This window comes from Geothrix edaphica, from assembly GCF_030268045.1.
Taxonomy (GTDB): Bacteria; Acidobacteriota; Holophagae; order Holophagales; family Holophagaceae; genus Geothrix; species Geothrix edaphica.
In genome coordinates this window covers 664,862-688,273 of record NZ_BSDC01000001.1, presented here as the reverse complement: position 1 = coordinate 688,273, position 23,412 = coordinate 664,862, and the positions used below count along the sequence as shown (strand labels likewise).

Annotated in this window: 19 protein-coding genes and 1 tRNA gene; 7 read left to right on the top strand and 13 right to left on the bottom strand. The window is 69.9% G+C overall.

The genetic code is table 11. The features are described 5' to 3' along the window. Window positions 1-11 precede the first annotated feature (11 nt). Window positions 12-1,313, top strand: coding sequence for a carbohydrate porin (locus QSJ30_RS03070; RefSeq protein WP_285606311.1), 1,302 nt, complete (start codon window positions 12-14; stop codon window positions 1,311-1,313). A gap of 21 nt (window positions 1,314-1,334) precedes the next feature. On the opposite strand, the gene QSJ30_RS03065 is transcribed toward QSJ30_RS03070, so the two are convergent. The 5 genes from QSJ30_RS03065 to QSJ30_RS03045 all read right to left on the bottom strand — a co-directional run bounded on the left by QSJ30_RS03065 (window position 1,335) and on the right by QSJ30_RS03045 (window position 6,749). Continuing rightward, on the bottom strand, window positions 1,335-2,231 hold the full coding sequence (locus QSJ30_RS03065; protein WP_285606310.1) for a DMT family transporter: 897 nt from the start codon (window positions 2,229-2,231) through the stop codon (window positions 1,335-1,337). A gap of 49 nt (window positions 2,232-2,280) precedes the next feature. After that, entirely contained in the window at window positions 2,281-3,426 is a 1,146-nt protein-coding gene (locus QSJ30_RS03060) for a D-alanyl-D-alanine carboxypeptidase/D-alanyl-D-alanine-endopeptidase (RefSeq protein ID WP_285606309.1), read from the bottom strand. Window positions 3,427-3,432: 6 nt separating this feature from the next. Continuing rightward, a complete protein-coding gene (locus QSJ30_RS03055) occupies window positions 3,433-3,960 on the bottom strand; it encodes a type II secretion system protein (protein ID WP_285606308.1) in 528 nt (175 codons plus the stop codon). 21 nt (window positions 3,961-3,981) lie between these two features. Beyond that, window positions 3,982-5,757, bottom strand: coding sequence for an HD-GYP domain-containing protein (locus tag QSJ30_RS03050; protein ID WP_285606307.1), 1,776 nt, complete (start codon window positions 5,755-5,757; stop codon window positions 3,982-3,984). A gap of 92 nt (window positions 5,758-5,849) precedes the next feature. After that, window positions 5,850-6,749, bottom strand: coding sequence for an ACP S-malonyltransferase (locus QSJ30_RS03045; protein ID WP_285606306.1), 900 nt, complete (start codon window positions 6,747-6,749; stop codon window positions 5,850-5,852). Window positions 6,750-6,802: 53 nt separating this feature from the next. Between QSJ30_RS03045 and QSJ30_RS03040 the strand changes: the two genes are divergently transcribed. Next, the gene (locus QSJ30_RS03040) at window positions 6,803-7,837 is read left to right on the top strand and encodes a hypothetical protein (RefSeq protein WP_285606305.1); all 1,035 of its coding nucleotides are present in this window, start codon (window positions 6,803-6,805) and stop codon (window positions 7,835-7,837) included. Window positions 7,838-7,914: 77 nt separating this feature from the next. On the opposite strand, the gene QSJ30_RS03035 is transcribed toward QSJ30_RS03040, so the two are convergent. Continuing rightward, the gene (locus tag QSJ30_RS03035; RefSeq protein ID WP_285606304.1) at window positions 7,915-8,322 is read right to left on the bottom strand and encodes a CoA-binding protein; all 408 of its coding nucleotides are present in this window, start codon (window positions 8,320-8,322) and stop codon (window positions 7,915-7,917) included. 171 nt (window positions 8,323-8,493) lie between these two features. Between QSJ30_RS03035 and QSJ30_RS03030 the strand changes: the two genes are divergently transcribed. Next, on the top strand, window positions 8,494-9,651 hold the full coding sequence (locus QSJ30_RS03030; protein WP_285606303.1) for a tetratricopeptide repeat protein: 1,158 nt from the start codon (window positions 8,494-8,496) through the stop codon (window positions 9,649-9,651). A gap of 62 nt (window positions 9,652-9,713) precedes the next feature. Here QSJ30_RS03030 and carB read toward each other — a convergent pair whose 3' ends face one another. Then, window positions 9,714-12,923 (bottom strand): carbamoyl-phosphate synthase large subunit, encoded by a 3,210-nt coding sequence (gene carB, locus QSJ30_RS03025; protein ID WP_285606302.1) that lies wholly within the window; start codon window positions 12,921-12,923, stop codon window positions 9,714-9,716. Next, entirely contained in the window at window positions 12,916-13,998 is a 1,083-nt protein-coding gene (carA, locus tag QSJ30_RS03020; RefSeq protein WP_285606301.1) for a glutamine-hydrolyzing carbamoyl-phosphate synthase small subunit, read from the bottom strand. Before carA ends, carB begins: the two co-directional genes overlap by 8 nt. A gap of 337 nt (window positions 13,999-14,335) precedes the next feature. Here carA and tadA point away from each other — a divergent pair, with 337 nt between their 5' ends. Beyond that, window positions 14,336-14,791 (top strand): tRNA adenosine(34) deaminase TadA, encoded by a 456-nt coding sequence (gene tadA / locus QSJ30_RS03015; protein ID WP_285606300.1) that lies wholly within the window; start codon window positions 14,336-14,338, stop codon window positions 14,789-14,791. Window positions 14,792-14,808: 17 nt separating this feature from the next. Here the strand turns inward: tadA and QSJ30_RS03010 are convergent, their stop codons facing one another. The 5 genes from QSJ30_RS03010 to QSJ30_RS02990 form a co-directional block, all read right to left on the bottom strand. Beyond that, entirely contained in the window at window positions 14,809-15,924 is a 1,116-nt protein-coding gene (locus QSJ30_RS03010; protein ID WP_285606299.1) for a PKD domain-containing protein, read from the bottom strand. Between the two features lie 11 nt (window positions 15,925-15,935). Next, window positions 15,936-17,972 (bottom strand): hypothetical protein, encoded by a 2,037-nt coding sequence (locus QSJ30_RS03005; RefSeq protein WP_285606298.1) that lies wholly within the window; start codon window positions 17,970-17,972, stop codon window positions 15,936-15,938. A gap of 39 nt (window positions 17,973-18,011) precedes the next feature. Further along, window positions 18,012-19,475 (bottom strand): hypothetical protein, encoded by a 1,464-nt coding sequence (locus QSJ30_RS03000; protein WP_285606297.1) that lies wholly within the window; start codon window positions 19,473-19,475, stop codon window positions 18,012-18,014. A 209-nt stretch (window positions 19,476-19,684) separates the two neighbouring features. Continuing rightward, entirely contained in the window at window positions 19,685-20,773 is a 1,089-nt protein-coding gene (locus tag QSJ30_RS02995) for a DUF2891 domain-containing protein (protein WP_285606296.1), read from the bottom strand. Window positions 20,774-20,811: 38 nt separating this feature from the next. Continuing rightward, entirely contained in the window at window positions 20,812-21,453 is a 642-nt protein-coding gene (locus QSJ30_RS02990; RefSeq protein WP_285606295.1) for a helix-turn-helix transcriptional regulator, read from the bottom strand. A gap of 124 nt (window positions 21,454-21,577) precedes the next feature. Here QSJ30_RS02990 and QSJ30_RS02985 point away from each other — a divergent pair, with 124 nt between their 5' ends. The 3 genes from QSJ30_RS02985 (at window position 21,578) to QSJ30_RS02975 (ending at window position 23,385) form a co-directional block, all read left to right on the top strand. Beyond that, window positions 21,578-22,804, top strand: a complete 1,227-nt coding sequence (locus tag QSJ30_RS02985) for a c-type cytochrome (protein ID WP_285606294.1) — start codon at window positions 21,578-21,580, stop codon at window positions 22,802-22,804. A 30-nt stretch (window positions 22,805-22,834) separates the two neighbouring features. After that, a complete protein-coding gene (locus tag QSJ30_RS02980; RefSeq protein WP_285606293.1) occupies window positions 22,835-23,233 on the top strand; it encodes a hypothetical protein in 399 nt (132 codons plus the stop codon). A 62-nt stretch (window positions 23,234-23,295) separates the two neighbouring features. After that, a tRNA-Ser gene (locus tag QSJ30_RS02975) sits at window positions 23,296-23,385 on the top strand. The last annotated feature ends 27 nt before the right edge of the window (window positions 23,386-23,412 follow it).

The following is a 23,412-nucleotide window of genomic DNA, read 5'->3' as shown; positions in this document are numbered from 1 at the left end:
ATCGCGCCACGATGAAGCGACTGTACGCCCTTGTCTCCCTCTGTCTTTCCGCTGGCCTGGGGGCCCAGATTTCCGAGGCCCCGGGTCCCTGGTCCCTCCATGTCCAGCTCACCTACCAGCTCCAGGGCCACGGCGGGTTCACCGCCCCCTACGAGGGCGACAACAGCCTCCAGGACCGCCGGGAGGTCCGGGGGTCCTACACGACCACCGTCTTCGCCGGCCGCCGGCTGTGGGAGGGCGCGGAACTCTATGCCAATGCCGAGGCCTTCGCCGGAGCCGGGGTCAGCCGGGTGCTGGGCCTCGCCGCGCCTCCGAACGGAGAGACCTACCGCGTGGACAGCACCACGCTCAAAGCGGGCCTGGCCCGGCTCTTCCTGCGCCAGACCTGGAACCTGGGCGAGCCCACCGAGGCCGTGGAGGATGGCCCCAACCAGGTGGCCACCCGCCAGAGCCGCCGCCGCGTGGTGTTCACGGCCGGCAAGCTGTCGGGCACGGACATCTTCGACGCCAACACCTACAGCCATGACGCCCGCACCCAGTTCAACAACTGGAGCCTCTGGGCCAACGCGGCCTGGGACTACCCGGCGGATACGCGCGGCTACACCTGGGGCGTGGCGCTGGAGTGGCTCCACGACGACTGGGCCCTGCGGGCCGGGTCCCTCATGGAGCCGAGAGAGGCGAACCAGCTGCAGCTTGACCACGATGTCCACCATGCGCACGGCGAGGTGATCGAGCTGGAGCACGACCACGAGCTCGGCGGCCAGAAGGGCGCCCTGCGCCTGCTCGCCTTCCAGAACCACGCGCGCATGGGGTCCTACCGGGAGGCCCTCGCGCTGGCTCCTGCGGCGCCGGACGTGACAGCCACTCGCGTGCCCGGCCGCGCCAAGCATGGGTTCGGGCTCAACGCGGAGCAGGCCGTCACGCCGGGCCTGGGCCTGTTCCTACGGGCGGGGTGGAATGACGGGAAGACGGAATCCTGGGCCTTCACGGAGGTGGAGCGGACCCTGTCCATGGGCCTGTCCGCCAGTGGGAGGGCCTGGGGCCGCAGTGGCGACCGGGTCGGGCTCGGCTTCGCGGCCAACGGCCTCAACCGGCACCACCGCGACTATCTGGTGGCCGGCGGGTCCGGCTTCATGGTGGGCGACGGCCGCCTGGCCTACTCGGCCGAGCGTGTGCTGGATGCCTACTACGCCCTGGCCGTTGGATCTCTCGGCTCTTTCAGCTTCGAGGCCCAGCGCTTCGAGCGCCTCGCCTTCAACCGCGACCGGGGTCCGGCCACCATCTGCGGCCTGCGCCTCCATCTGCAGCTCTGACCGGATGACGCGGCCCGGAACTCAGGCCTTCCCCGCCGCCGGCGGCGCGAAGGCGCAGGCCGCGATGCCCGCCAATACCAGGAGCGTGCCCAGCCCCTGCATGGGCCGCACGGATTCGCCCAGGAGCAGCCAGCCCAGGATGACCGTGGCCACGGGCTGGGTCATGAGCCCCATGGCGCCCACGTTGGTGGATACGTGGCCCATGCCCCAGGTGATGAGCCACCAGGCCACCACCTGCACGCCCAGGCCCAGGCCCGCCAGGGCCCACCAGGCCCGCGCCGGATAGCCGCTGAACGCCTCGCCCTGGGCGGATCCCAGGACGCCGAAGCCTGCCGTGCAGCAGAGGACCACCCAGAACAGGGCCTCCGGAGCGCTGAGGTCGCGGCGGGCGCGGCCCAGCACAAGGGTGAATGCGCCGTAGGCCAGGGAAGCCAGCGCCCCCAGCAGCTCGCCCAGCCCCGTGCCCCAGCGGGCGCCCTTGGCCAGCCCCAGCACCAGGGCCCCGGCCAGGGCGAGGATCACGCCCAGCCAGAAGCGGCGCCGCAACCGGGCCCCGAGCCACGCCACGGAGACCACGGCCACCCAGATGGGTGCCAGCGTGACCAGCAGCGTGGCGTTGGCGGCGCTCGTGTGATGGAGGGCCGAGTGCCACATCCACAGGTCGCCCACGAAGCAGAGGCCCGCCACGCCGGCCCAGAGCCGGGCCCGCCCGACGCCGGCCCGCGCGGTGCCCCGCGCTCGCCAGGCCAGCCAGGCCACGGGCGGCAGGGCGATGGCCATGCGGTAGAACCCCACCGCCAGCGGCCCCGCGGGGGCGGCCCAGCGCACGAGCATGGCCGCGAACCCCAGGAGCGAGGCCCCGAGGATCAGGGCCGCCAGGCCTCTCGGATCCGGCGTCTCCGCCCGCGTCCCATCCATGGATCCAGCATCGCCGCCGGGAGGCTGAAGGCGCAAGGGCTGAGCGGAATCAGTTCGCCCAGCGGGAGACCTGCTCCCAGACATCCTCATCGTGGGCGGGCCCGTTCAGCAGGATGGCGAACACCTTCACCTTCCCGTCGAAGGTCTGGAGGTAGCCGCAGAGGCTAGTGACCTGGTCGAGGTGGCCGGTCTTCACCCGCACCCGGCGCGTGAGGTTGGGGTCCTTCACCTTCAGCTTCCAGGGCTCGCCGCCGATGACCTTCAACGACGAGACGAACTCAGGGCCCACCTCGAAGTCGTGGTACGCCCCCCGGAGGATGATGGCCAGGGTGCGGGCCGACAGGCGGTTGTCCTTGCTGAGGCCCGACCCATCCGTGATCTGGAGCTGTTCAGGCCCCAGACCGAAGGCCGTGCGGTAGAAGGCCTGCACCCGCTGGATCCCGCGGGGCCAGGAGCCGGCTCCGAACCGCCGCACGAGCATCTCGATCATGAAGTTGTTCGACCACTTGTTGATGTCCTGCACCAGGGCCCGCAGGGGCGGCGAGGTCCAGGAGGCGAGCTTGCGGGGAACGCCCGTACCGCTGACACCGACCCGGCTCTCCACCGCGATGCCCGTCTCCTGGAGGATGCGCTGGAGGGTCTCCCGGGCCTGGCGGTCGGGATCGGCCACGAGGCGGCCGTTCTCGTCCCGGTTGAAGTCCACGGAGAGCGCCCGCACCACGGGCAGCGTGTCGGCGGAGGTGTTCTCCCAACCCAGCGGCTCCCGTTGGGCGTCGAAGGCGCTCTGATCGAGCCGGATGCCGCCGGTGATCCGCCGGATGCCCGCCTTCTTCAGCGACTGGGCCAGCATCCAGATGCGCTCGCTGGTGAACAGCGGGTCGCCGTCGCCCTTGAAGGTGAGGTCCCCCTGCACCACCCCGTCCTTGAGGTCGCCCCAGACCTCGGTCTCGATGGTGGCGTCGGGCTTCAGCGTCTTCAGCAGCGCGTAGGTGGTGACCACCTTGGTGGTGCTGGCCGGCACCAGGGCCAGGTCTTCGTGATGGCGCTCGAGGATCTTCCCGGTATCGACCTCCCAGATTCCGGCGGACACGACGATCCCGCGGGCCTCCAGGTCCCGCACCCAGGCCTGGAAGTCCTGGGCCGCGGAAGGCCGGCCGGACACCAGCAGGAAGGCGATCAGCAGGAGCGGCCGCATGGTGCCTCAGGGCTTCCGGGGGGTCGGCGTGGTCCCCTGGAGGCCGCGCCGGGTCCGCTCGTTCTCCGTGATGGCGCCTCCTCCGAGGAGATTCTCGTCAGCCGTAAAGAGCCAGTCCTTCACCAGGGTCTTGCCCTGATAGGCGTGGATGCTGTCCTTATCGGAGCGGCTGCGCACTCCGACGATGGGCAGGCCCTGGGTATCGCCGGAGGCTCCGGCCTGCACCTGGGTGACGAACTGCCACTCGCCGCTGCTGGTCATGGGGTCCAGGTACTTCTGGCGCAGGATACGGGGGCGGACCTTCATGACCTCGTCCAGGTCCGTGGGGTAGCGCTTCATCTGGGCGAAATAGACCCTGAGTGCCGTGGCAATGGCCTCGCCCCGGAAGATCAGCTCGGCCTCGTTCTCCCGCTGGACCTCGGCGCTCAGCCGGGGCCCCATCTTCATGAGCATCACGCCCATCGCCACGACCAGGGCCAGGGCCAGGGCCATGGTGAAGCCGCGCTGGGTTCGGGCTGGAGGAGTGGACCGCATGGACGCTCCGGGCCTCAATTATCAGGCCCTTTCATCCTTTCGTGCCATGAGCTCGGAAAAAGCTTCCACGACCGCCGGATCGAACTGGGTGCCAGCCTCGTTCCGGAGTTCCACCAGGGCCTGGCGGAAGCCCTGGGGCCGGCGATAACCCTTGCCGCTGGTCATCACCTCGTAGGCCTCGATGAGGCCGATGATGCGGCTGCCCATGGGGATGGCGGTCTCGCGCAGGCCCTCCGGGTAGCCCCGGCCATCCCAGCGCTCGTGGTGGTGGCGGATGATGCGGATCACGTCGAAGGGGAAGCGCAGGTCCTTGAGGAAGACGGCCGCCAGCTCCGGATGGTCGCGGACCTTCTTCATCTCCTCGCCGGTCAGCGTGGGCTTCGCGAGCATCTGGGGGTCCAGCAGCAGCAGGCCGACGTCGTGGAGGAGGGCGGCGATGCTCACCGCCTCCACATCCTCGGTGGGCAGGTCGAGCATCAGGGCCAGGTTCCGGGCCAGGCGCGCGGTGGCCAGGCTGTGGGGCCGCAGGCTCGGCACCCGGCCCTCGCCGGATTGCAGGATGCGGTGGCTCACGGACAGGAAGGCGTGGTGGTACCGCTCATGGAGCCGCGCCTCCTGGAGGTGGAGCGCCAGGATGCGGCTCAGCTGCTGGATGGCCTCGACCTCGGCGAGGGAGAAGGAGTGGTCCTCCAGGCGGAACACCATCACCAGGTCGTGGCCGTGGGGCGTCTCATTGAGGAGGAGGGGCATGTAGGTGGCGAACGCGCCCGTGAGCGCCGGCACCTCGGGCATCTCCGTCCGGCTGATGAGGCGCAGATCCGGTTCCCGCACCGCCGGCAGGTGGAACGTGGCGTGGGCCAGGATCTGCTGCTGGAGGTCCGGGGACAGGGGCAGGGTGCTGAAGGCGAGGATGGGGCGGATCTCCTCGGGATCCTCGATCCAGAGCGCCACGGCGGTGGCTGGGAGGATCTGGCTGATGAGCCCCGCGATCTCCCAGAAGAACCCCCGCAGCTCAGGCGGCACCATGCCCTGCCGGCGCTCGGGGTTCACGGGCGCGGGTGCCACCCAGCCGCTGAGACTGCGATCGGCCTCCCAGGGCAGCGACGTGTAGTCGCTCTTGCCGCCCGGGAAGCCGTAGAGCCGCTCCCTGGTCGAGGGCCCTGTGGAGGGGACGCCCGGCCCCGCGGCCCGGGCATGGGGCACAGCGGGAGGGACCGGCGGCAGGAGCCGCTCGGGCGCTGGTGCGACCTCGCCGATGAGGTCCGCCGCGGTGGGCAGGCCCTCCGGCACCCGGCCGGGACCGATGGGCTGCATCGGGACGGAACGGGGTCCGCCGTAGAAGTGGAACTCCTTCAGGGCCGCCACGAGATCCCCGCAGATGGCCAGGGTGGGCGGCTCGTCCCGCTCCGCCTCGAAGGTGCCGCCCTTGATGCGGTCCCGCTGGATGAGCAGGCCCACCCAGTCCCCCTGCAGATAGACCGGCGTGATGAGGTAGCGGGGCCACTCCCCGCCCTGGCCGAAGGCCGAGAGCTCAGGCGACTCCGAGGCGTCATTCACCACGTAGGTCCGGCGCTGGCGCTGGGTCCGGATCAACAGCGGGTGGCCTTCGGGGATGGACACCGGCGGCCGGGTCCCGCGGGGCCAGCCGTAGAAGCTCACGACCTCGAACGCGCCCTGCCCCGGCACCCGGAGGTAGAGGACCCCCTTCGTGCTGCCCACCTCCTCCATGCAGCGGTAGAGCACCTGGGAACACCTGTTCGCCAGCGCTTCACCGAGGATGAGAGGGGAAACCGCCATGGAGCGCATCCAGACCGAAGGGTTCGGGAGCCCATCATGGCAGAGCCCCGGGCGGCATATCCAGATGTATTACCAGAGAATTGGGCGATTTTTTACGAGCGCGGGGGGTCCTGGAGCGAAGCCACCACCAGGTCCCGCTCCGCCCAGCGGGTCAGCCCCGCCAGCTGCCGACCGTGGCCGCACTCCGCCAGCGGAGCGCCCAGGGCTTTCAGCCGGGCCACCACGGCCAGCCAGTCCACGGGCAGGGCCACGGAGGCGATGCCCTCATCCCAGGCTGCCGCGCCCGTCGTGAGCAGGCGCCCGTCGAAGTGGGAGATCAGCGGGAAGGCGGGCTCCGCGGGCCGCACGGCCGCCAGCCTCCGGGTGATGGCCGGCAGCAGCGCCGCCATGTGGGGGCCATGCAGGGGATGCTGCACCGGCAACAGGCCCGCCTTGAGGGCCGCAGGCTCCAGTCTCCCCACCAGGATCTCGAGGGCGGGCACGGGGCCGGAGACCGTGAACTGGGCCTGCCCATTGCGATTGGACAGCACAAGCCCCGGGTGGTCCGCCAGGGCCCGGTGCACCTCCAACTCCGGCACGCCGATGAGGAAGGCCATGCCCATGGCCCCGCGGCCGAAGGCGGCCTCGCTGAGGTCCTCCACGGCGGAGATCAGGTCCAGGGCCGCCTCGAGCGGTACCACTCCGGCGGCCACGAGGGCGGAGTAGAACCCCATGCTGTGGCCCGCGGCAGCCACGGGAAGGGCCATCCCGGCCCCGCGCCAGGCGCGGTAGATACCCACGGAGTGGGCCAGCACGGCACAGGGCGCCAACCGCTGAGACCGCAGCAGATCCAGCGGCCCCTCGACCATGGCCCGCCTCAGGGGCCGGCCTGTGTGGCTTTCCGCCACCCCCAGCGTCTCCGCCCAGGCCTCGTGGCCCTCCCAGCCCCGGGACATGCCCGGGACCTCGGTGCCCTGGCCGGGAAACAGGAGGGTGGAGGCGGGAGCGGACATGGTTTCGAGCATAGGGTGTGGTCCCCCCCGCCATCCAGTAGGCTGGGGGGGTCATGCCCCCCCTTCCCTCCCCGGCTCCGCTGCCCTGGCAGCAGGTTCCCTGGCACCAGCGCCGCTCCTACTGGGAGCTCGATGAAGCCGGGCGCCGGAACCTGCGCGGGGCCCTCGAGGCCGAGGCCGCGGACCTGGCCCGCCGGGCGGGCCCCGCCCTCGATGACTACGCGGCCCGGCCGGGGACGCTCAAGGGCCAACTGGTGAACGGGGACCTCCTCGCCACGCTGCTGCCCAGCCTCCGCCAGAACCCCACCCAGGGCTACGAGGCCCTGGAGGATCCGGCGGGCCGGGCCGCCGTGCATCTGAACGCCCTGGGCAAGCGCCTGCGCGACCGGGCCCTGGCCCATGCCCAGGGCGGGCCGGTGATCATCTTCATGGGCGGCCAGGCCACGGGGAAGACCACCAACGCCCTGGCCATGGGATCAGCCTTCGGCGCCGTGTTCGACGCGCCCCACACGGATCCCGACGGTGTGGCCTTCCTCCTGGATCGCATCCGGCAGGCGGGCTGCGGCGAGGTCCACCTCGTCTACACAGACCGCGACCCCGGCGGCGCCCTCAAGGCCATGCTGGCCCGCTCCGAGCGCGAAGGCCGCTACGTGCCCCTGGACCGCATGGCCCGGGCCCACGCGTGGGCCCCCTTCACCTTTCTGGGCTTCGCCCCCCGGGCGGGTCGCTCCCTGCGGCTCTACCACGTGCGCGTGGACGAGGAGGGCCCCGATCTCATGACCACGGGGCACGAGGCCATCGCCAGCGTGCGGACGCGCCCGAAAGCCGTCGATTCCGTGATTGCGTATCAGCTCCAGACCGCTTACCTTTCCCTACTGAGGATCCAAACCCATGACCCCCGAACCTGGTACCCGCGGGATGTTCTCGCAGGACTCAACCGAACCCTCGACCCCTGGCGCCGAAGCGAAGCCGACCATCTCCTTCGCCGATGTATCGAAGCTGTGGCAGAACGAAGTGCCCAAGCTGATCCAGGCCCACGAGGAGGATCGGCTGGAGGTACGGAGGAGCCTGGGGCTGGCCTAGGCTGAATTCGCTGCGCGAATTCAGATGAGGATTCGCTTCGCGAATCCGGAAGGCTTTTTATATGTGAATCCGCGCAGCGGATTCACTCGTGATAGCCCATCATCACCAGCAGGCAGGGCCCCCCGGCGATGACGTTCATCCCCAGGGATTCCGCCGTGCGGATGGCCGCGTCGCTCTCGGCGCCGGGCTGCATCCAGATGTGCTTCACACCCGCGGCCGCCGCTTCGCGGACCACCTGCTCCGTGGCCGCCGGTGGCGTGATCACCGAGATGGCCGGCACCTTCACCGGCAGCGCCGCCAGCGAGGGGTAGGCCTTCAGGCCCTCCACCTCAGGCGCCTTGGGGTTGATGGGATAGACCTCTTTCCCATGCTGCTGGTAGCAGCGCAGCACCTTGTTCCCGTACTTCGAACGGTCCGTGCTCGCGCCCACCACCGCAAAGGGGCCCGAGACCAGGAAGGACTGGATACGGTCAGTAACGGACGCGGACATGACGACCTCCGGGAAGATGGCGGAAGGACATGATCGTCGCCGGTACGTCAATTGTCATGTGCCACCTCCGGCCTTCCCGTTTCTCGAGCGGTTGACCCCGACCCGCCATCCGGGAATCCTGAGTCATTCCCCGGACGCCGCATGCCCCTCCCGCTCCTGGCCCCCGCCATCGTGGCCCTCGCGCCGCCCGCCATTCCTCCCATGGCCCCCATTCTTCCCGTTCAAAAGGCCATCGACCTTCTGAACGCGGGGAAGGTCGGCGAAGCCCTCGATCAGCTGGATCTGGCCATCGCCCGCGACCCGAAGGATGCCCAACCACTTTGGATCCGGGCCCAGGTATATCGAGAGATGGCGAAGCAATCCAAGGGATGGTCCGCCGCCTGGTACCAGGAATGCGCCGAGGAAAGCGCTACGGCGATGCTGGACATACAGGAACTCGACAAGAACGCAGCGGCGAACGCCATGTCCCTGCTTCAGCACTTGCGGGATGCGGAACGCCCGGCGCCTGCTGATCCATCGGCGGCCGCCACCCAGGCCTTCAGCGCGGGGGAGGAAGCCTTCGGAAAAGAGGCCTGGGACGAGGCCCGCACCCATTATTTAAAGGCTCTCAAAGAGAGCCCGGCCTTTGCCCAGGCGGCACTCTATGTGGGGGATGCCTACTTCGCGGAAAAGCGGATGGAGGATGCCATCTCGTGGTTCCGAAAGGCAGCGCAGCTTAATCCCGCCGATCCGCGGGCCTGGCGCTACCTCGCAGACGCCCAGAAGGCCCTGGGGCGGAAACAGGAAGCCGAAGCAACCATGATCGAGGCCATCAAGGTCTTCCCTGGCAACCGCGCCAGCTGGCAGCCTCTGGCCTGGTATCGCAGGGATGAGGGACGCCCCATGACGCGGCTCGCCTTCAGACCCGGCGTCATGGTCGGATGGAACAAGGACGGGGCTCAGACCGTGAGCCTCAGCGATTCCCCCGCGGACGCCCAGGCCCAATCCGTCTGGATGATCCTGGCCGGCGCCATCCTCGACAGGATCAGTGTGGATGCCGGTTCTGGTGGAGGCAAAGACACTCCGAACCTCAAGACCCGGTTCCAGCAGGAGCGCTTCTTCTGGGAGCTGAGCCTGACGACCTATGCCGAGGCGTGTCAGAAAGCCGGGACCGAGCCGAAAGATCGAATCCTTCGCCAGTTCCTGACCTTCCAGCGAGATGGTCAACTCGACGCAGCCATCTTCTTGCTGCGCTACCGCGAGACCTTCCGGCCTGATTACGAGGCCTGGCTGAAAGCCAATCCGGGAGCCGTGGAAGCTTTCCTGAACCGCTACAACATGCGTCCCTAGACCGCGCCACCTGATCGAGCCGGAAGAATCTCTGCCGGCCCATCAGGTGGCGAGGGCAGGAATCATCCCAAGGACTGGATCGCCCGCACCTTCATCTCGCCGCGCAGGGTCTCGACGGCTTCGCAGGCGGCGAGGGCGGCGCTGAGGTTGGTGAGGCAGGGGATCTTCAGGCGCAGGGCCTCGCGGCGGATGGCACTCTCGTCGAAGAAGGCGTCGCGGCCCAGGGGTGTGTTGATGACCCACTGCACCTCGCCGTTCTTCAGCAGATCCACGGCGTTGGGCCGGCCCTCGTTCACCTTGAAGATCTTGCGCACCTTGAGGCCCACGGACTCCAGCGTGCGGGCCGTTCCCTCGGTGGCACAGAGGCCGAAGCCCAGGGCCACCAGCTTGTGGGCCAGCTCCGGCAGGCGCGCCTTGTCCCGGTCGTTGACCGTGAGGAACACCGTGCCCGACAGCGGCAACGGGATGCCCGCCGCCAGCAGGGCCTTGGCGTAGGCCTCGCCGAAGCCGTCGCCGATGCCCATGACCTCGCCCGTGCTCTTCATCTCGGGGCCCAGCACCGGATCCACGCCCGGGAACTTGGCGAAGGGGAAGACCACGCCCTTGACCGACACGGCGCGGGGCACACCATCGGTGACGCCCTGCTGCTTCAGGCTCTGGCCCAGGCCGATGCGGGCGGCGACGCCGGCCCAGTCCATGCCCGTGGCCTTGCTCACGAAGGGCACCGTGCGGCTGGCCCGGGGGTTGGCCTCCAGGCAGTAGGCGATGCCGTCCTTCACGGCGAACTGCAGGTTCATGAGGCCACGCACGCCCAGATCCAGGGCCAGCTTCCGGGCGTAGCCCTTCACGGTCTCCAGGATGTCCTCGGGCACGCCCAGGGCGGGGATCACGGCGTAGCTGTCGCCGCTGTGGATGCCCGCCTCCTCGATGTGGGCCAGGAGGCCGGCGATGACCACCTGCTCGCCGTCACACACCACGTCGATGTCCAGCTCCTGCGCGCCGTCCAGGAAGCGGTCCAGCAGGATGGGCTGGTCGTTGCTCACGGCCACGGCTTCCCGCATGTACTTCTCGAGGCCCGCATCATCGAAGACCACGGCCATGGCGCGGCCGCCCAGCACGAAGCTGGGACGCACCATCACGGGGTAGGCCAGGCGCTGGGCGATGTCCCTGGCCTGTTCGTAGCTGGTGGCCATGCCCCAGGCCGGGGCCGGGATGTCCAGGCGCCTGAGGGCCTGGCCGAACCGCTCGCGGTCCTCGGCGTCGAGGATGGCGTTGAGCGGCGTGCCCAGGAGCTTCACGCCCGCGGCATGCAGGGGGCCGGCCAGCTTGAGCGGCGTCTGCCCGCCGAACTGGGCGAAGACGCCCAGGAGCTTGCCGCCGGCGGCCTCGCGGTCCACCACGGCCTTCACATGCTCGTAGGTGAGGGGTTCGAAGTAGAGGCGGTCGCTGGTGTCGAAGTCCGTGCTGACGGTCTCGGGGTTGCAGTTGATGAGGATGGCCTCCACCCCGCTGGCCCGGATGGCCTCCACCGCCTGCACGCAGCAGCAGTCGAACTCCACGCCCTGGCCGATGCGGTTGGGCCCGCTCCCCAGCACGATGGCCTTGGGGCGGTCCGTGGGCTCGGCCTCGCTGTGATCTTCCCAGGTGCCGTAGAGGTAGGGTGTCTCGGCCTGGAACTCGCCGGCGCAGGTGTCCACCCGCTTGTAGGCCGGACGCAGGCCCAGGGCCTCGCGGCGGGCGGCGACCTCGGCCTCGGTGCCCGAGCAGAACACGGCGATCTGATCGTCCGCGAAACCGGCGCGCTTGGCCTTCTCCAGCAGCTCCTCGGGCAGGCGATCCACAGGGAAGCTGCGGAGGCGGCCCTCCAGCACCACGATCTCCTCGATCTCGCGCAGGAACCAGGGCGTGATATTCGTGAGGCGGTGCAGCTCCTCCACGCTGTGGCCGGCCTTGAGCGCGTGGTAGACCCAGAAGATGCGCTGGGGCCCGGGGATGAGCAGGTGCTCCTTGAGGCGGCCCAGGTCCAGCTTCCCTTCCAGGGCGCCGGAGATGCCCTTGTGGCCTTCCTCCAGCGAGCGCACGGCCTTCTGCAGGGCCTCCTGGAAGCTGCGACCCAGGCTCATGACCTCGCCCACGCTCTTCATCTGCGTGCCCAGCACCTTCTCGGCCTGGGGGAACTTCTCGAAGGTGAAGCGCGGGATCTTCACCACCACGTAGTCCAGCACCGGCTCGAAGGCCGCCTTGGTCATGCGGGTGATGGCATTGGGCAGCTCCCAGAGCCGGTAGCCGAGGGCCAGCTTCGTGGCCACCCAGGCGATGGGGAAGCCCGTGGCCTTCGAGGCCAGCGCGGAGCTGCGGCTCACGCGGGGGTTCATCTCGATGACGATGATGCGGCTGGTCTCGGGGTCCAGCGCGAACTGGATGTTCGAGCCGCCGGTCTCCACGCCCACTGCGCGGATGACGGCCAGGGCCGCGTCGCGCATGCGCTGGTACTCGGGGTCCGTGAGCGTGAGCGCGGGCGCCACCGTGATGCTGTCGCCCGTGTGGATGCCCATGGGGTCCAGGTTCTCGATGGAGCAGATCACCTCGACGTTGTCGTCGAGATCCCGCACCACCTCCAGCTCGAACTCCTTCCAGCCCAGGATGCTCTCCTCGATGAGCACCTGCTTGGTGGGGCTCAGGTCCAGGCCCCGGGCCACGATGGTCTCGAACTCCTCCACGTTGTAGGCGATGCCGCCGCCGCTGCCGCCCAGGGTGAAGCTGGGGCGGATGATGGCGGGGAAGCCCGTGAGCTTGAGCAGGTCGCGGGCCTCGCCCATGTTGTGGGCGAAGCCGCCGCGGCAGGTCTCCAGGCCCAGGTCGTCCATGAGGGCCTTGAAGAGCTGGCGGTCCTCGCCGCGGTTGATGGCCTCGGGCTGGGCGCCGATGAGCATGACCCCCGTGCGCTCCAGCAGCCCGCTCTCGTGGGCCTCCATGGCGAGGTTGAGGGCCGTCTGGCCGCCCACGGTGGGCAGGATGGCGTCGGGCCGCTCGGCCTCGATGACCTTCTCCAGCACCGCCAGGGTGAGGGGCTCGATGTAGGTGGCGTCGGCCCGGCCCGGGTCCGTCATGATCGAGGCCGGGTTGGAGTTCAGCAGGATGGTGCGGATGCCCTCCTCCCTCAGGGCCTTCAGCGCCTGCGTCCCCGAGTAGTCGAACTCGCAGGCCTGGCCGATCTGGATGGGGCCGGAACCCAGCACCAGCACACTCTTCAGATCCGTCCGCTTAGGCATGGTGGACCTCCTGGAGCATAGCGACGAAGCGCTGGAAGGCCGGGTGGGCGTCGTGGGGTCCGGGCGAGGCCTCCGGGTGATGCTGGAGCGAGAAGATCGGCAGCTTGGTGTGCCGCAGGCCCTCGACGGTGCCGTCGCTGAGGTGCTTGTGGGTGACCTCGATCTCCTTCGGCAGGCTGGCCTCATCCACCGCGAAGCCGTGGTTCTGGGCCGTGATCTCGATGCGGCCGGTCATGAGGTCGTGCACGGGCTGGTTGGCGCCGCGGTGGCCGAACTTGAGCTTGAAGGTGCGGCCGCCGAAGGCCTGGCCCAGCAGCTGGTGGCCCAGGCAGATGCCGAAGATGGGCAGCTTGCCGATGCAGGCCTCGACCTCCTTCTGCATGCCGGGCAGCGCGGCGGGATCGCCGGGGCCATTGCTGAGGAAGAGCCCGTGGAAGCGCTTGGCGGCCAGCTCCGCGGCCGGGGCGTCCCAGGGAAAGACCTCCAGGTGCAGGCCCACGGCCTCCAGCTGCCTCAGGATGCCGAGCTTGATGCCGCCATCCAGCACCGCCACGCGGAAGGCGCCGCCGGGGTTCAGCTCGTAGCGGTCCTTGCAGCTCACCTCGGCGCAGAGGGCCTGGCCGGTCATGTCCGACAGGGCCCTGGCCTTGGCCACGCCCGCATCCAGGCTGCCGTCCAACTCAGTCCAGATGAGCGAGGGCTGGGAGCCCTGATCGCGCAGGTGCTGGGTGAGCGCGCGCGTGTCGAGGTCGGTCATCACGGGGATGTGGTGGCGCTTGAGCCAGCCCGCCAGGTCGCCCTCGGAGCGGGTGTGGTCCGGCGCGAAGGTGAGGCGGCGGCAGAGCAGGCCCGTGGCCCAGGGCCGCGTGCCCTCGTTCAGGTCGGCGTGGATGCCGTAGATGCCCTGCTCGGGGAAGGTCATGCAGACCATCTGGCCCGCGAAGCTGGGATCCGTGAGGATCTCCTGGTAGCCGGCCATGGCCGTGGTGAACACCGCCTCGCCGCCCCCGCCGAAGCCCAACGGCGCGCGCCCCCGGAAAATGGTCCCGTCCTTCAGGATCAGGTGCGCTTGCATGTGCGTCCCCCGCTCGGCGGCTCTGCAAAAACCCCGCGGGGGCCGGGCCGCCGCGGGGTCGTGAGAATGACATCGGTCCGAAGGACCAAAGTGAGTGTAGCGACCCTCAAAACCGAGGATCAGCCTTTTTGTTCAAGGGCTTTTCGGCCATACTGCTCCTTTGTTCCCGATGTACGGATCACCGTTCGGCCACACTGGAAGCATGTGGAGCGGTGACGTCCCGACCGCCGGGTGACGATGGAGGCGACTCGATGTCGCCTCCATCGTCGGGCCCCCGGCGAGGAGGGAATCACCTGGCCATGGGAGCGGCCGAGAAATCAGCCACACTGGTTGGGCCATGTGGAGCGGTGACGACATCTACTTCATGAAGCTCGCCCTCGAGGAGGCCGAGAAGGCGGACCGCCTGGACGAGGTGCCCGTGGGCGCCGTGCTGGTGTCAGAAGGTGCCCTCCTGGGCCGCGGCCACAACCACCCCGTGAAGCTGAACGACCCCACGGCCCATGCGGAGATCCAGGCGCTGCGCAGCGCCGGGGCCTGGGCCAAGAACTACCGGCTCACGGGCGCCACGCTCTACGTGACGCTGGAGCCCTGCCTCATGTGCTTCGGCGCGCTGATCCACGCCCGGGTCGGGCGCGTGGTGTTTGGCGCCTCGGACCCCAAGGTGGGCGTCAGCCGCTGGCTGGACACCCTGGACGGCGCGGCCCTGAACCACCGCTTCGCCTTCGAGGGGGGCCTGCTGGAGCCGGAATGCCGGGAGCAGCTGCAGGCCTTCTTCCGGCGGCGGCGTACCTGAGCCCGGGTCCCCGGGGATCATTCTTCTCCGGAAGGCCGCTGGAAGAGGTTTGGGGCCTCTCCGGCGGAATACCCTTCCTCCGGAGGGAAGAAGGCCGCCGTCAGCGCCCGGAGCAGGCTGGGCTTCGCCACGCCATCTCCCTCGGACCAGAGGAAGGCCAGGAGGGGCGCGGGCGGCACCGGTCCAGCCGAAGCTGTCTGCCGGGGCCGGGGCAGCACCTCCAGCCGCGCCGGGCCGCGACTCCGCCCGGCCTTGCTGAAGGCCTGGGCCTCGCGGAAACCCGGGTGGGCCGTGGGAGCCACGAAGACCCGGGCGATGGCCCAGCCGGGCTCCGGGAACCGAAGCGGCGCTACCAGGGCGATGTCCTTGCCGAAGGAGACGGCCATGCCCGGGGCCAGACGGCGGCCGCGGATGCGGAGCTCCGTCTCCTCGCCGGGGCGCACCGCCGAGGGGGCCACCTCATCCACCTGGGGGGCCTCCTCGCCGCCCAGCTTCACGAAGTAGCGGATCCGGGGCGACTCGAAGGGCACCACCGGCGAGAGGATCCTGAGGGTGACCAGGTGCTCGCCGTAGGCCGTGGTGGGCAGGGGGATCATGCGGCTCGAGTCCAGGGTGACCGCGCCGGCGAAGGCCAGGGACGCCGTGAACGTGCCCAGCGGGATGTCATCCACCACCCACTGGGCCTGGAGCAGCCCCGTGCCTTCGAACTTCACGTCCGCGAAGGCGGCCAGGGGGCTGAAGCCCTGCTCCACGGTGGTGTCCACGCGGCCATCCTCCCAGCGGAGGCGCAGCATGGAGATGCTGAACGGGGCCGCGGGCCCGAAGCGGTCCGCCACCCGTAGCGGCAGCTGGGCGGTCTGGAACACCTGCCCGACCACCACCGGATAGACCGCCTGCACCAGGTAGGGCCCGGACCGCGCGTAGACATGGGTCGCCACGGATCCGCCGCTGAGGGAGGTGCCATCCCCGAAGTCCCAGACCACGGCGCCGACCGGCGCCGGACTGGCGGACAGCAGGAACGTGGTGGGAACCCCCGTGACCGGGATGCCGGGGGTCACGGAGAGGGTGCCGGTGCCCTGGGCCCCCAGGGCCAGGGTGCCGAGGAGCGCGAGGGTGATGAGGAGGTTTCGCATGGGGCTGCTCCTCAGTACGAGATGTTCAGGAGGATCGACACCTGGTTGTCGTTGGCCATGGCCGCAGCCGTGGTGGCGGGGGTCGGCGTCCCCGTCGCCCCGCCCCGGGCCAGGGCCGCCAGGGCCGGCGCGTGGGTGTAGCGGCCCTTGAGGCCCAGGCTGGCCCGGCCGCGGCCCTTGAGGAAGGTGTCCAGGAAGAACCGCAGGGTGCCCTCCGCCACAGAGTTCTCCATCACCTCGCCGGTGACGAGCACGGTCCGGGACATGCCCCCGTTCAGGAGGAAGCCCAGGATGCCGGGGACGAGCGCGAAGTCCGCGTTGAGGAAGGCGTTCTCCATGGTGGTCTTCTGGTCCCCGGGATCGTTGAGGGTCCGGGACCAGCTCAGGTTCGGGGACACCCGCACGCGCTGTCCCACGGCCAGGCTGCCGCCGAGGGAGAAGGTGGTGCTGGTCCCCCGGGTGTCGCTGGCGCCTTCCGCGCGGAGGCGGTCGAACTGGGCGTTGAACGCCAGGCTGGAGGCGGGCGGCAGCATCAGGTCGAAGCCGGTGGTCAGCCCGGAGCGGGTGCTGTTGCTGAAGGGGATGAGCGGATTGGAGATCAGCTCGGCCTCCTGGCGGGCCTGCCGGAGCCCCACCCGCCAGAACAGCGCCTGGGTGAGCCCCACCCTCGCATCCAGGCTCTGGGATTGGCTCCAGGCCTGGTCCAGGCCGGGCTGTCCGGTGGGGTTGGTGCGCTCGTCGATGGCCGTGGCGCTGAGGCTCCAGGTGGCGCGGTTGAACCCGAGGCTGCCGTTCAGGGTGCGGCGGTCCCCCACGAAGAACGCCACGCCCACGGTCCCGAAGTCCCGGCCCACGTCCCGGTAGCCGAGCTGGGCGCTGAAGGGCCCATCGGCCCAGAAGCCGCTGAGGCGCCAGGCCTGGTCGGCGAGGTGGGGCGCCTCGTTCAGCAGGTCCTTGGTGAAGAGGCTGCGCGCGTACTCCCCGGATACGGCCAGCCGGCTGTCGAAGAAGCGCCCGTCCAGGACCAGGGAGCCGGTGGACCCGTCCCGCACTGTGGGCGCGTAGGCGGACACCAGGTTCGTGGCGGTGGCGGGATCGTCCTTCCCCGAGAGGAAGACCACCTTGGCCCGAAGGTTGCCGTTGAGCCATCCGTAGCCCAGGGACCCGCCGTAGACCTCGCTGCCCTTCACGGGCCAGGCCAGCCCCTCCGTGCCGGCATGGGCCTGGGTGTTGAGGGCGAAGAGATGGGCCCCCAGCGGCTGCCCCGCGTAGGTGTAATCGAGGCCCCGGCGCCCCGCCCCGCCCAGGGTCAGCTCGGATTCCTGGACCACCATGTCGCCCACCTGGACCTTGTGGCCTCCGGCGGCGTAGGCCGCCTGGAGGTCGCCGAGGCTCCAGCGCGTCTGGTTCCCGAAGGGCTGGTTGGTGTAGACCACCCGGGCGTTCAGCAGCACCTGGCGGCCATCCTCGTCCTTCTGGTAGGCGAACCGGATCTGGCCCGAGGCCACATTCCGCTGCTCCCCCGGAACCGGGTTCTGGTGGTGCGCCACGCGCTCGAAGGCGCCGTCCACGTAGATCGGGCCGTGGGCCGGGGGCGGGTTCCCCGGGCCGGGACCGGAGCCCGGCCCAGGCACCGGCTCGGCCTGAGCCTGGGCCGCAGCCCCGCCCGCCGGGGCCACGGGGGTGCCGGGCAGCTGCAGGCTGGCGAAGGCCGCCGGGGCTTCCCGGGGCAGGTACTTGATGCCGGCGGGGGTGCGCAGGGCCGCGTAGTACTCGAGCTTCGCCCCCGAGGGGAAGGCGCCCTGCAGCTGGCCCGCATAGGAAGTCCCGTCCGGCCCCACATCCAGGTTGAAGCTGGAGAACTCCTCCTCCCCCGCCACCCGGTAGAAGACCACCACCCATTCCGTTCCCGCCGGCGCTGTGGCGGTGCCCTGGAGTGGCGCGCCGGGGGCGGCGGGCGGCTTCAGCTCGAAGCCGTCCCCGGCCGCCACCGCCGTGGCGGCGGTGGCGGTGGCCAGGACGAAGGTCCGCAGAGACCGATCGATCACACCTGCCTCCCAGACAAGGGGGAACCCCCGGGCATGGCCCTACTGCTCACGCATCGCCGCGCCGCGGGGGCCGCCCAGGCGGCCCCGGATCACCGGGTCGTTGTCGAGCATGGCCTCGACCTTCCGGAGCAGGGCCGGATCCTTGGCGAACCGCGTGCGGGCCTCGTTCAGCATGGCGCGCTTCTCGCCCTCGGCCTCCGCGGGCGACTTCCCGGCGAAGCGGCGGGAGATCTCGGCGTCCACCCTGGGCTTCGCCGCGGGGTCCACCTTGGGGGGGGCGGCCTGGAGGCGCTTGAAGTCCTGCCAGGGACCCTTCAGCTTGGCGGCCATCTGGGTGCCGGCAGTCTTGGCGGTGAGCCGCGAGGCCACCGTCCGGTTGAAGGGCGCCAGGGCCAGGGTCCTGTTCTGGTTCAGGTTCAGGGCCATGACCCCCGGGGCGGGCGCGGCGCCGGCCACGTGGGTGACAAAGGCGCGGACCTCCAGGCGCTGGCGCGGGATCAGGGCGTTGAGGGCGTCGCAGGACGACTTCGTCTTCGCGCGCTGGACCTTCTGCATGGCGTCGGCGATCTTCTTCGCCACCGCGGCGCGGTCCAGGGCGTCCTGGATGGGCCGCTGGGCCTGGTCCAGGGTCGCCTTGGCCTGCTGCATCACCGCGTCATGCACCTGGGTCATGGTGGTGATGGCCTGGTTCGTGATCTGGGTGATGGCGTCGTCCACGATCCGGCTGGGATCGAAGATGTGCTCCGGGTGGTTGACCAGGTCCGTGAGCATGTTGCCCAAGGTCTGGAGCGGCGCCAGCAGGGCCGTCTGGGCGATGTTCGCGGCGGAGGAAGCCGCGGAGGCGGCCTGCTGCTCGGCCTGGGTGGCGAACTGGCGGACCTGGTTGATGGGCTGCGTCACATCGGGGCGGAGGGCGTCGATGGCATCCTTGGCCCTCCGCAGGGCCTCCGTCACCTCGTGGGGATCGGCCGGCAGCTGATCCACCCGGACTCCCGTGCCCGCACCAACCGCGCCCACCGTCGAGGGTTTCGCGGTGGCGGTGGTGGCACCCGGACGGACGCCCGGGGGCTGCACGCCGACGGTGCCCGCTCGCGCTCCGGCGGTGCCGGCGGCCGCCGCGACACCGGGCGCCACGTGGGGAACCATCACTTGGGGGCGGCTCGCCTCGTTCACAACGGACTGGGCCAGCTGGGCGGCAGCATTGAAGTCCCCCTCGGCCTGGCCGGCCAGGCCCCGCAGGTCCCCGGCGGCGCCGTTCAATTCCGACTTGGCGAGGTTCACCACATCGGCGGCCTGCTGGCCCAGAGTCGAAGCCAGCCGCGACACGTTCTGGATGAGGGTCCTGATGCTGTTGACCAGGCTTTCCACCGCGCAGGTGAGCCCCCCCGAGGCCACGGCGCCCACACAGCTCCAGAAGTCATCGCAGCAGGCCTGGAGCGGCGCGGCGAGCGGGAACACGCTCACCAGCGCCACGGTGGCGATGGAATAGGTTCGCAGTCTCACGAGATCCTCCCTCGGCAGGGCCCGGAAGGTCCCGAATGGATCGGCGAAGCCGATCCAGAAACCTCCGGACAGGTGGTCAACCTTGCACATCGATGTCAGGCAATGCCTGCCGATGGTCGTGCGACAGCGTCCGGACGTCAAGGGTCGGAATGGTATTTTTCAGCCAGGCAAATCATAGATAACCTGAAAGTTACCTTTTATTGCCCTCGTTATCTATTGATACCCGTGCCTCTGGCCTCGAGCATGCGCAGGGCGAAGGTGGCCAGCCAGTGCTCGCCCTCGTAGCTGCCGGAGGCCAGATGCGGCAGCGAGGCCCGGGCGTGGCGGTCGGCGGCCCGGACCAGGGCGGACCGCCGGGGATCCCTGGGGCCGAAGGTCCGGGCTAGGTCATACAGGGCCCGGGCGCGGCTCAGATTCAGGCCATCCAGGTGGACGATCTTGGGATCGGTCCGGTCCGAGACGACCGCGGGGACCAGCGTTCCGGGCAGGCCCGGCAGGAAGGCATCCAGCCACGGGCCGAAGCGATTCCCGGGTAGCAGGCGCGCCATCAGCGCCGCCTCCTCCAGGCAGGGCGAGAGGAAGTCCTCCCCGCCCGGCTCCCAGGCCAGGGGACCGCGGCGGTCCCGGCCGAACCAGGTCTGCGCCCGCTCGAGGATGGCCACCTCCAGCCGCGGATCCGGCGCGGCCTTCGCATAGTCCAGCGCCAGGTCCAGGCCGAAGGCGGAGTTGGGGTGGACGCCGGTGCGGATGGGGTACGTCTGCTTCGGCAGGAAGTCCCGGTAGGCGGCGGCGATCCGATCCGCCAGGGGCTGCAGGGCCGCAGACCAGCGACGGGCCTCGGGCGCATCCCAGGTCTTCAGCTCCGCCGCCAGCTTGAGCAACCAGGCCCAGCCATAGGTGCGCTCGAAGCTCCGCCGGTTGGGCTGATCCAGGTAGGCTACCTCGACCGCAATCCGCTCAGGCGCCAAATTCTCGTCCAGCACGGCGCGGATCTCCGCCGCCTTCGCCATGTCCGGATGGGTGCGCAGCAGGCGGACCAGCATCCAGTGCCCATGCACCGAGGAGTGCCAGTCGAAGCAACCGTAGAAGGCCGGGTGCAGGACCTTCGGCGACTGCACCTCCCCCGCCCCGTTCATCACGTGATCCAGCTTGTTCGGATACTCCTGCCGCGCGCACTTGAGCGCCAGCGCCGCGAAGCGATCCGCCGCCGCGGCCGTCAGGGACAGGTCCGTCTCCTGGGCCGAGGCCGAGGCCGACACCGCCAGGGCCCATCCCAGCATCCACGCCCTGCCGTCCATGCCCGCCTCCCGGATGCTGGATTCTACCGGGTGGTCTCTCAGCTCCGAGAGGGCTTCGATACGCAGAACCGGCACACGGCGCCGCCCTTGGCGATGCAGGTCTCCAGGTGGACGTCCATCCCGGTGGCCTGCTCGATGAGGCTCACGTCGAACTGGCACAGCTCGGGGTGCGCCTTGGCCACGGCGTGGTAGACGCAGTTGACCGCCTCGATGGCGGCTTCCCCGGCGGGGCCGCCGGGCTTCAGGACGGCCCGGTAGCCCAGCTCGTTCATGAGCGCCGTGACCTTCCGCAGCCGCTGGGCCGGCGGATCGGCGGGATTCGCCCGGCTCTCCAGCGAGGCCGCCACGGCGCCGGCCAGGTTCTGCATGAAGGACCTGGCGCCACCGGGGCCCAGGTTCTGGGCGAGCTGGGCCAGGATGGCGTTGGCCAGCCAGGAGTACTTCTTGGGGAAGGCATCGATCCCCTCGTCCGAGATCAGGTAGCGCCGCCGCGGCCGACCCACGGAGCCCTTCGTGTCCGAGTAGGTGAGGTAGCCGAGATCCATCAGCTTCAGGACGTGCTGCTGAACCGCCGTCCGCGTGAGCCCCAGGTGCGCGGCCAGCTCGTCCAGCGAGGCGCCTTCGTGATGGCTGAGCAGGTGCTCCAGGATCTTGCGCTGGTTCTCGTGCAGGTTCTTCATGGCCGCCTCCGCGGGCGAATCGGATGCTGAGAGTTTAAACAATTTAAACATTCTTGTTTGTTTTTATAGAACCCCTAGCTTCAGGAGGTGAACCACAGGAGCCCGTCCGGGCAAGGAGTCCGCCATGAAACTGCCCCTGAGATACACCCTCGCCCTCCCGGTCGCGGCCCTGCTCGTCGCCGCGGGCTGCTATTCCAGCCATCGGGCGGCAACGGCCCCGGGCGAACCGCCCCTGGACCCGGCCCTGGTCGCCCAGGGCAAGGTCATCTTCCGCGACGACACCTTCGGGGATGAGGCCTTCTGGACGGACACCCTGGGCATGCACCAGGTGATCGCCACCGCCGTGGATCCCACCACCGCCCTGTCCGTGGGCCTGAAGGTCGATGCCGAGGCGCTGCCGTCCGCAGTGGTGCAGGGAATCCAGAGCGGGGCCATCAGCCTGACCGACCCGGCCACCACAGTGGCCCTGCTGAAGCTCAACGCCGTCGTGGGGGTGAAGGGCACGGTGGAGAGCGTGAACGGGAAGGACACCCTCACGCGGGTCGGCATCACCTGCGCCCTGTGCCACTCCACCGTGGACGATTCCTTCGCGCCGGGCATCGGCAAGCGCCTGGACGGCTGGGCCAACCGCGACCTGAACCCGGGCGCCATCATCGCCCTCTCCCCTGCGGTGCCCGCGGGCGCCAAGGCCGTCTACGCCTCCTGGGGCAAGGGGAGATACGATCCCCGCTTCAACCTGGACGGCCAGAACGGGCCCCAGGTGATCCCGCCGGCCTACGGGCTGTTGGGCGTGCACAGCATCACCGCCACCGGCGACGGCAGCGACCTTGCCTACTGGAACCGCTATGTCGCCGTGACCCAGATGGGCGGCCGGGGCAGCTTCTCCGAGCCCCGCACCGGCGTGAGCGTCACGAACGGGACCACCGACCTGGTGTCCGCCAAGCTGCCGGCGCTGCAGGCCTACCAGCTGAGCCTCGCCGCGCCGCGGCCCCCAGCCGGGAGCTTCGATGCCGCGGCCGCCGGCCGGGGGAGGGCCGTTTTCGAGGGCCCCGGGAAGTGCGCCGCCTGCCACTCGGGCCCGACGCTGACCGACGCCAACCTCCGACTGCACCTGCCCAGCGAGGTGGTCAGCGAGCCCGAGCCGGCGGGCGTTCCCAGCTACGCCTCGCGGAGCGCCACCAGGATGTACCGGACCGCGCCCCTGGCCGGGCTGTGGCAGCACGCGCCCTACTTCCACAACGGCACCGCCCCCACGCTGGGCGCGGTCGTCGAGACCTACGACACCCGGAAGGGTCTCGGTCTGACGAGCGCCCAGAAGGCGGACCTCGTCGAGTACCTGAAGAGCCTCTGAGGCTCCCCCATGGATGAAAGGAACCAGACCATGAACGACAAGCTGAACACGAGCTGGTGGGCCCTGCGCATCGGCCTCGGCGCCGCGCCCTTCCTGGCGGGACTGGACAAGTACTTCAACCTCCTCGCCAGGTGGGAGCTCTACCTGAATCCCCTGGTGCTGCGCGTGATCCCCGTCTCCCCGGCCACCTTCATGCATGCCATCGGGCTGGTGGAGATGCTGGTGGGCCTGGCCATCCTCACCCGCTGGACCCGCCTGGGCGCCTACGTCGCCGGCCTCTGGCTCGTGGGCATCGCCCTGAACCTGCTCACCATGGGCGCCTACCTCGACGTGGCGGTCCGCGACCTCCTGCTCGCCCTCGCGGCCTACACGCTGGCCCAGCTCACGGAAGCCCGGCAGGCCGTGGCCGGGGGTCAGATCGCGGGATGAGGCCCTACCCGGGCTTCCCGAAGGCTGGATTCTAACGGTCAGTTTGATAGAATGGGCGTTCCGGAGAGATGGCCGAGTGGTTGATGGCACCGCACTCGAAATGCGGAGACGGGGAAACCTGTTCGGGGGTTCGAATCCCTCTCTCTCCGCCACTGAAGCCGCCGAAAGGCGGCTTCTTC

Bases quoted from the DNA above. Each gene is read 5' to 3' on its own strand.
- QSJ30_RS03070 (WP_285606311.1), top strand. From the start codon at position 12: ATGAAGCGACTGTACGCCCTTGTCTCCCTCTGTCTTTCCGCTGGCCTG.
- QSJ30_RS03065 (WP_285606310.1), bottom strand. From the start codon at position 2,231: ATGGATGGGACGCGGGCGGAGACGCCGGATCCGAGAGGCCTGGCGGCC.
- QSJ30_RS03060 (WP_285606309.1), bottom strand. From the start codon at position 3,426: ATGCGGCCGCTCCTGCTGATCGCCTTCCTGCTGGTGTCCGGCCGGCCT.
- QSJ30_RS03055 (WP_285606308.1), bottom strand. From the start codon at position 3,960: ATGCGGTCCACTCCTCCAGCCCGAACCCAGCGCGGCTTCACCATGGCC.
- QSJ30_RS03050 (WP_285606307.1), bottom strand. From the start codon at position 5,757: ATGGCGGTTTCCCCTCTCATCCTCGGTGAAGCGCTGGCGAACAGGTGT.
- QSJ30_RS03045 (WP_285606306.1), bottom strand. From the start codon at position 6,749: ATGTCCGCTCCCGCCTCCACCCTCCTGTTTCCCGGCCAGGGCACCGAG.
- QSJ30_RS03040 (WP_285606305.1), top strand. From the start codon at position 6,803: ATGCCCCCCCTTCCCTCCCCGGCTCCGCTGCCCTGGCAGCAGGTTCCC.
- QSJ30_RS03035 (WP_285606304.1), bottom strand. From the start codon at position 8,322: ATGTCCGCGTCCGTTACTGACCGTATCCAGTCCTTCCTGGTCTCGGGC.
- carB (WP_285606302.1), bottom strand. From the start codon at position 12,923: ATGCCTAAGCGGACGGATCTGAAGAGTGTGCTGGTGCTGGGTTCCGGC.
- carA (WP_285606301.1), bottom strand. From the start codon at position 13,998: ATGCAAGCGCACCTGATCCTGAAGGACGGGACCATTTTCCGGGGGCGC.
- tadA (WP_285606300.1), top strand. From the start codon at position 14,336: ATGTGGAGCGGTGACGACATCTACTTCATGAAGCTCGCCCTCGAGGAG.
- QSJ30_RS03010 (WP_285606299.1), bottom strand. From the start codon at position 15,924: ATGCGAAACCTCCTCATCACCCTCGCGCTCCTCGGCACCCTGGCCCTG.
- QSJ30_RS02995 (WP_285606296.1), bottom strand. From the start codon at position 20,773: ATGGACGGCAGGGCGTGGATGCTGGGATGGGCCCTGGCGGTGTCGGCC.
- QSJ30_RS02990 (WP_285606295.1), bottom strand. From the start codon at position 21,453: ATGAAGAACCTGCACGAGAACCAGCGCAAGATCCTGGAGCACCTGCTC.
- QSJ30_RS02985 (WP_285606294.1), top strand. From the start codon at position 21,578: ATGAAACTGCCCCTGAGATACACCCTCGCCCTCCCGGTCGCGGCCCTG.
- QSJ30_RS02980 (WP_285606293.1), top strand. From the start codon at position 22,835: ATGAACGACAAGCTGAACACGAGCTGGTGGGCCCTGCGCATCGGCCTC.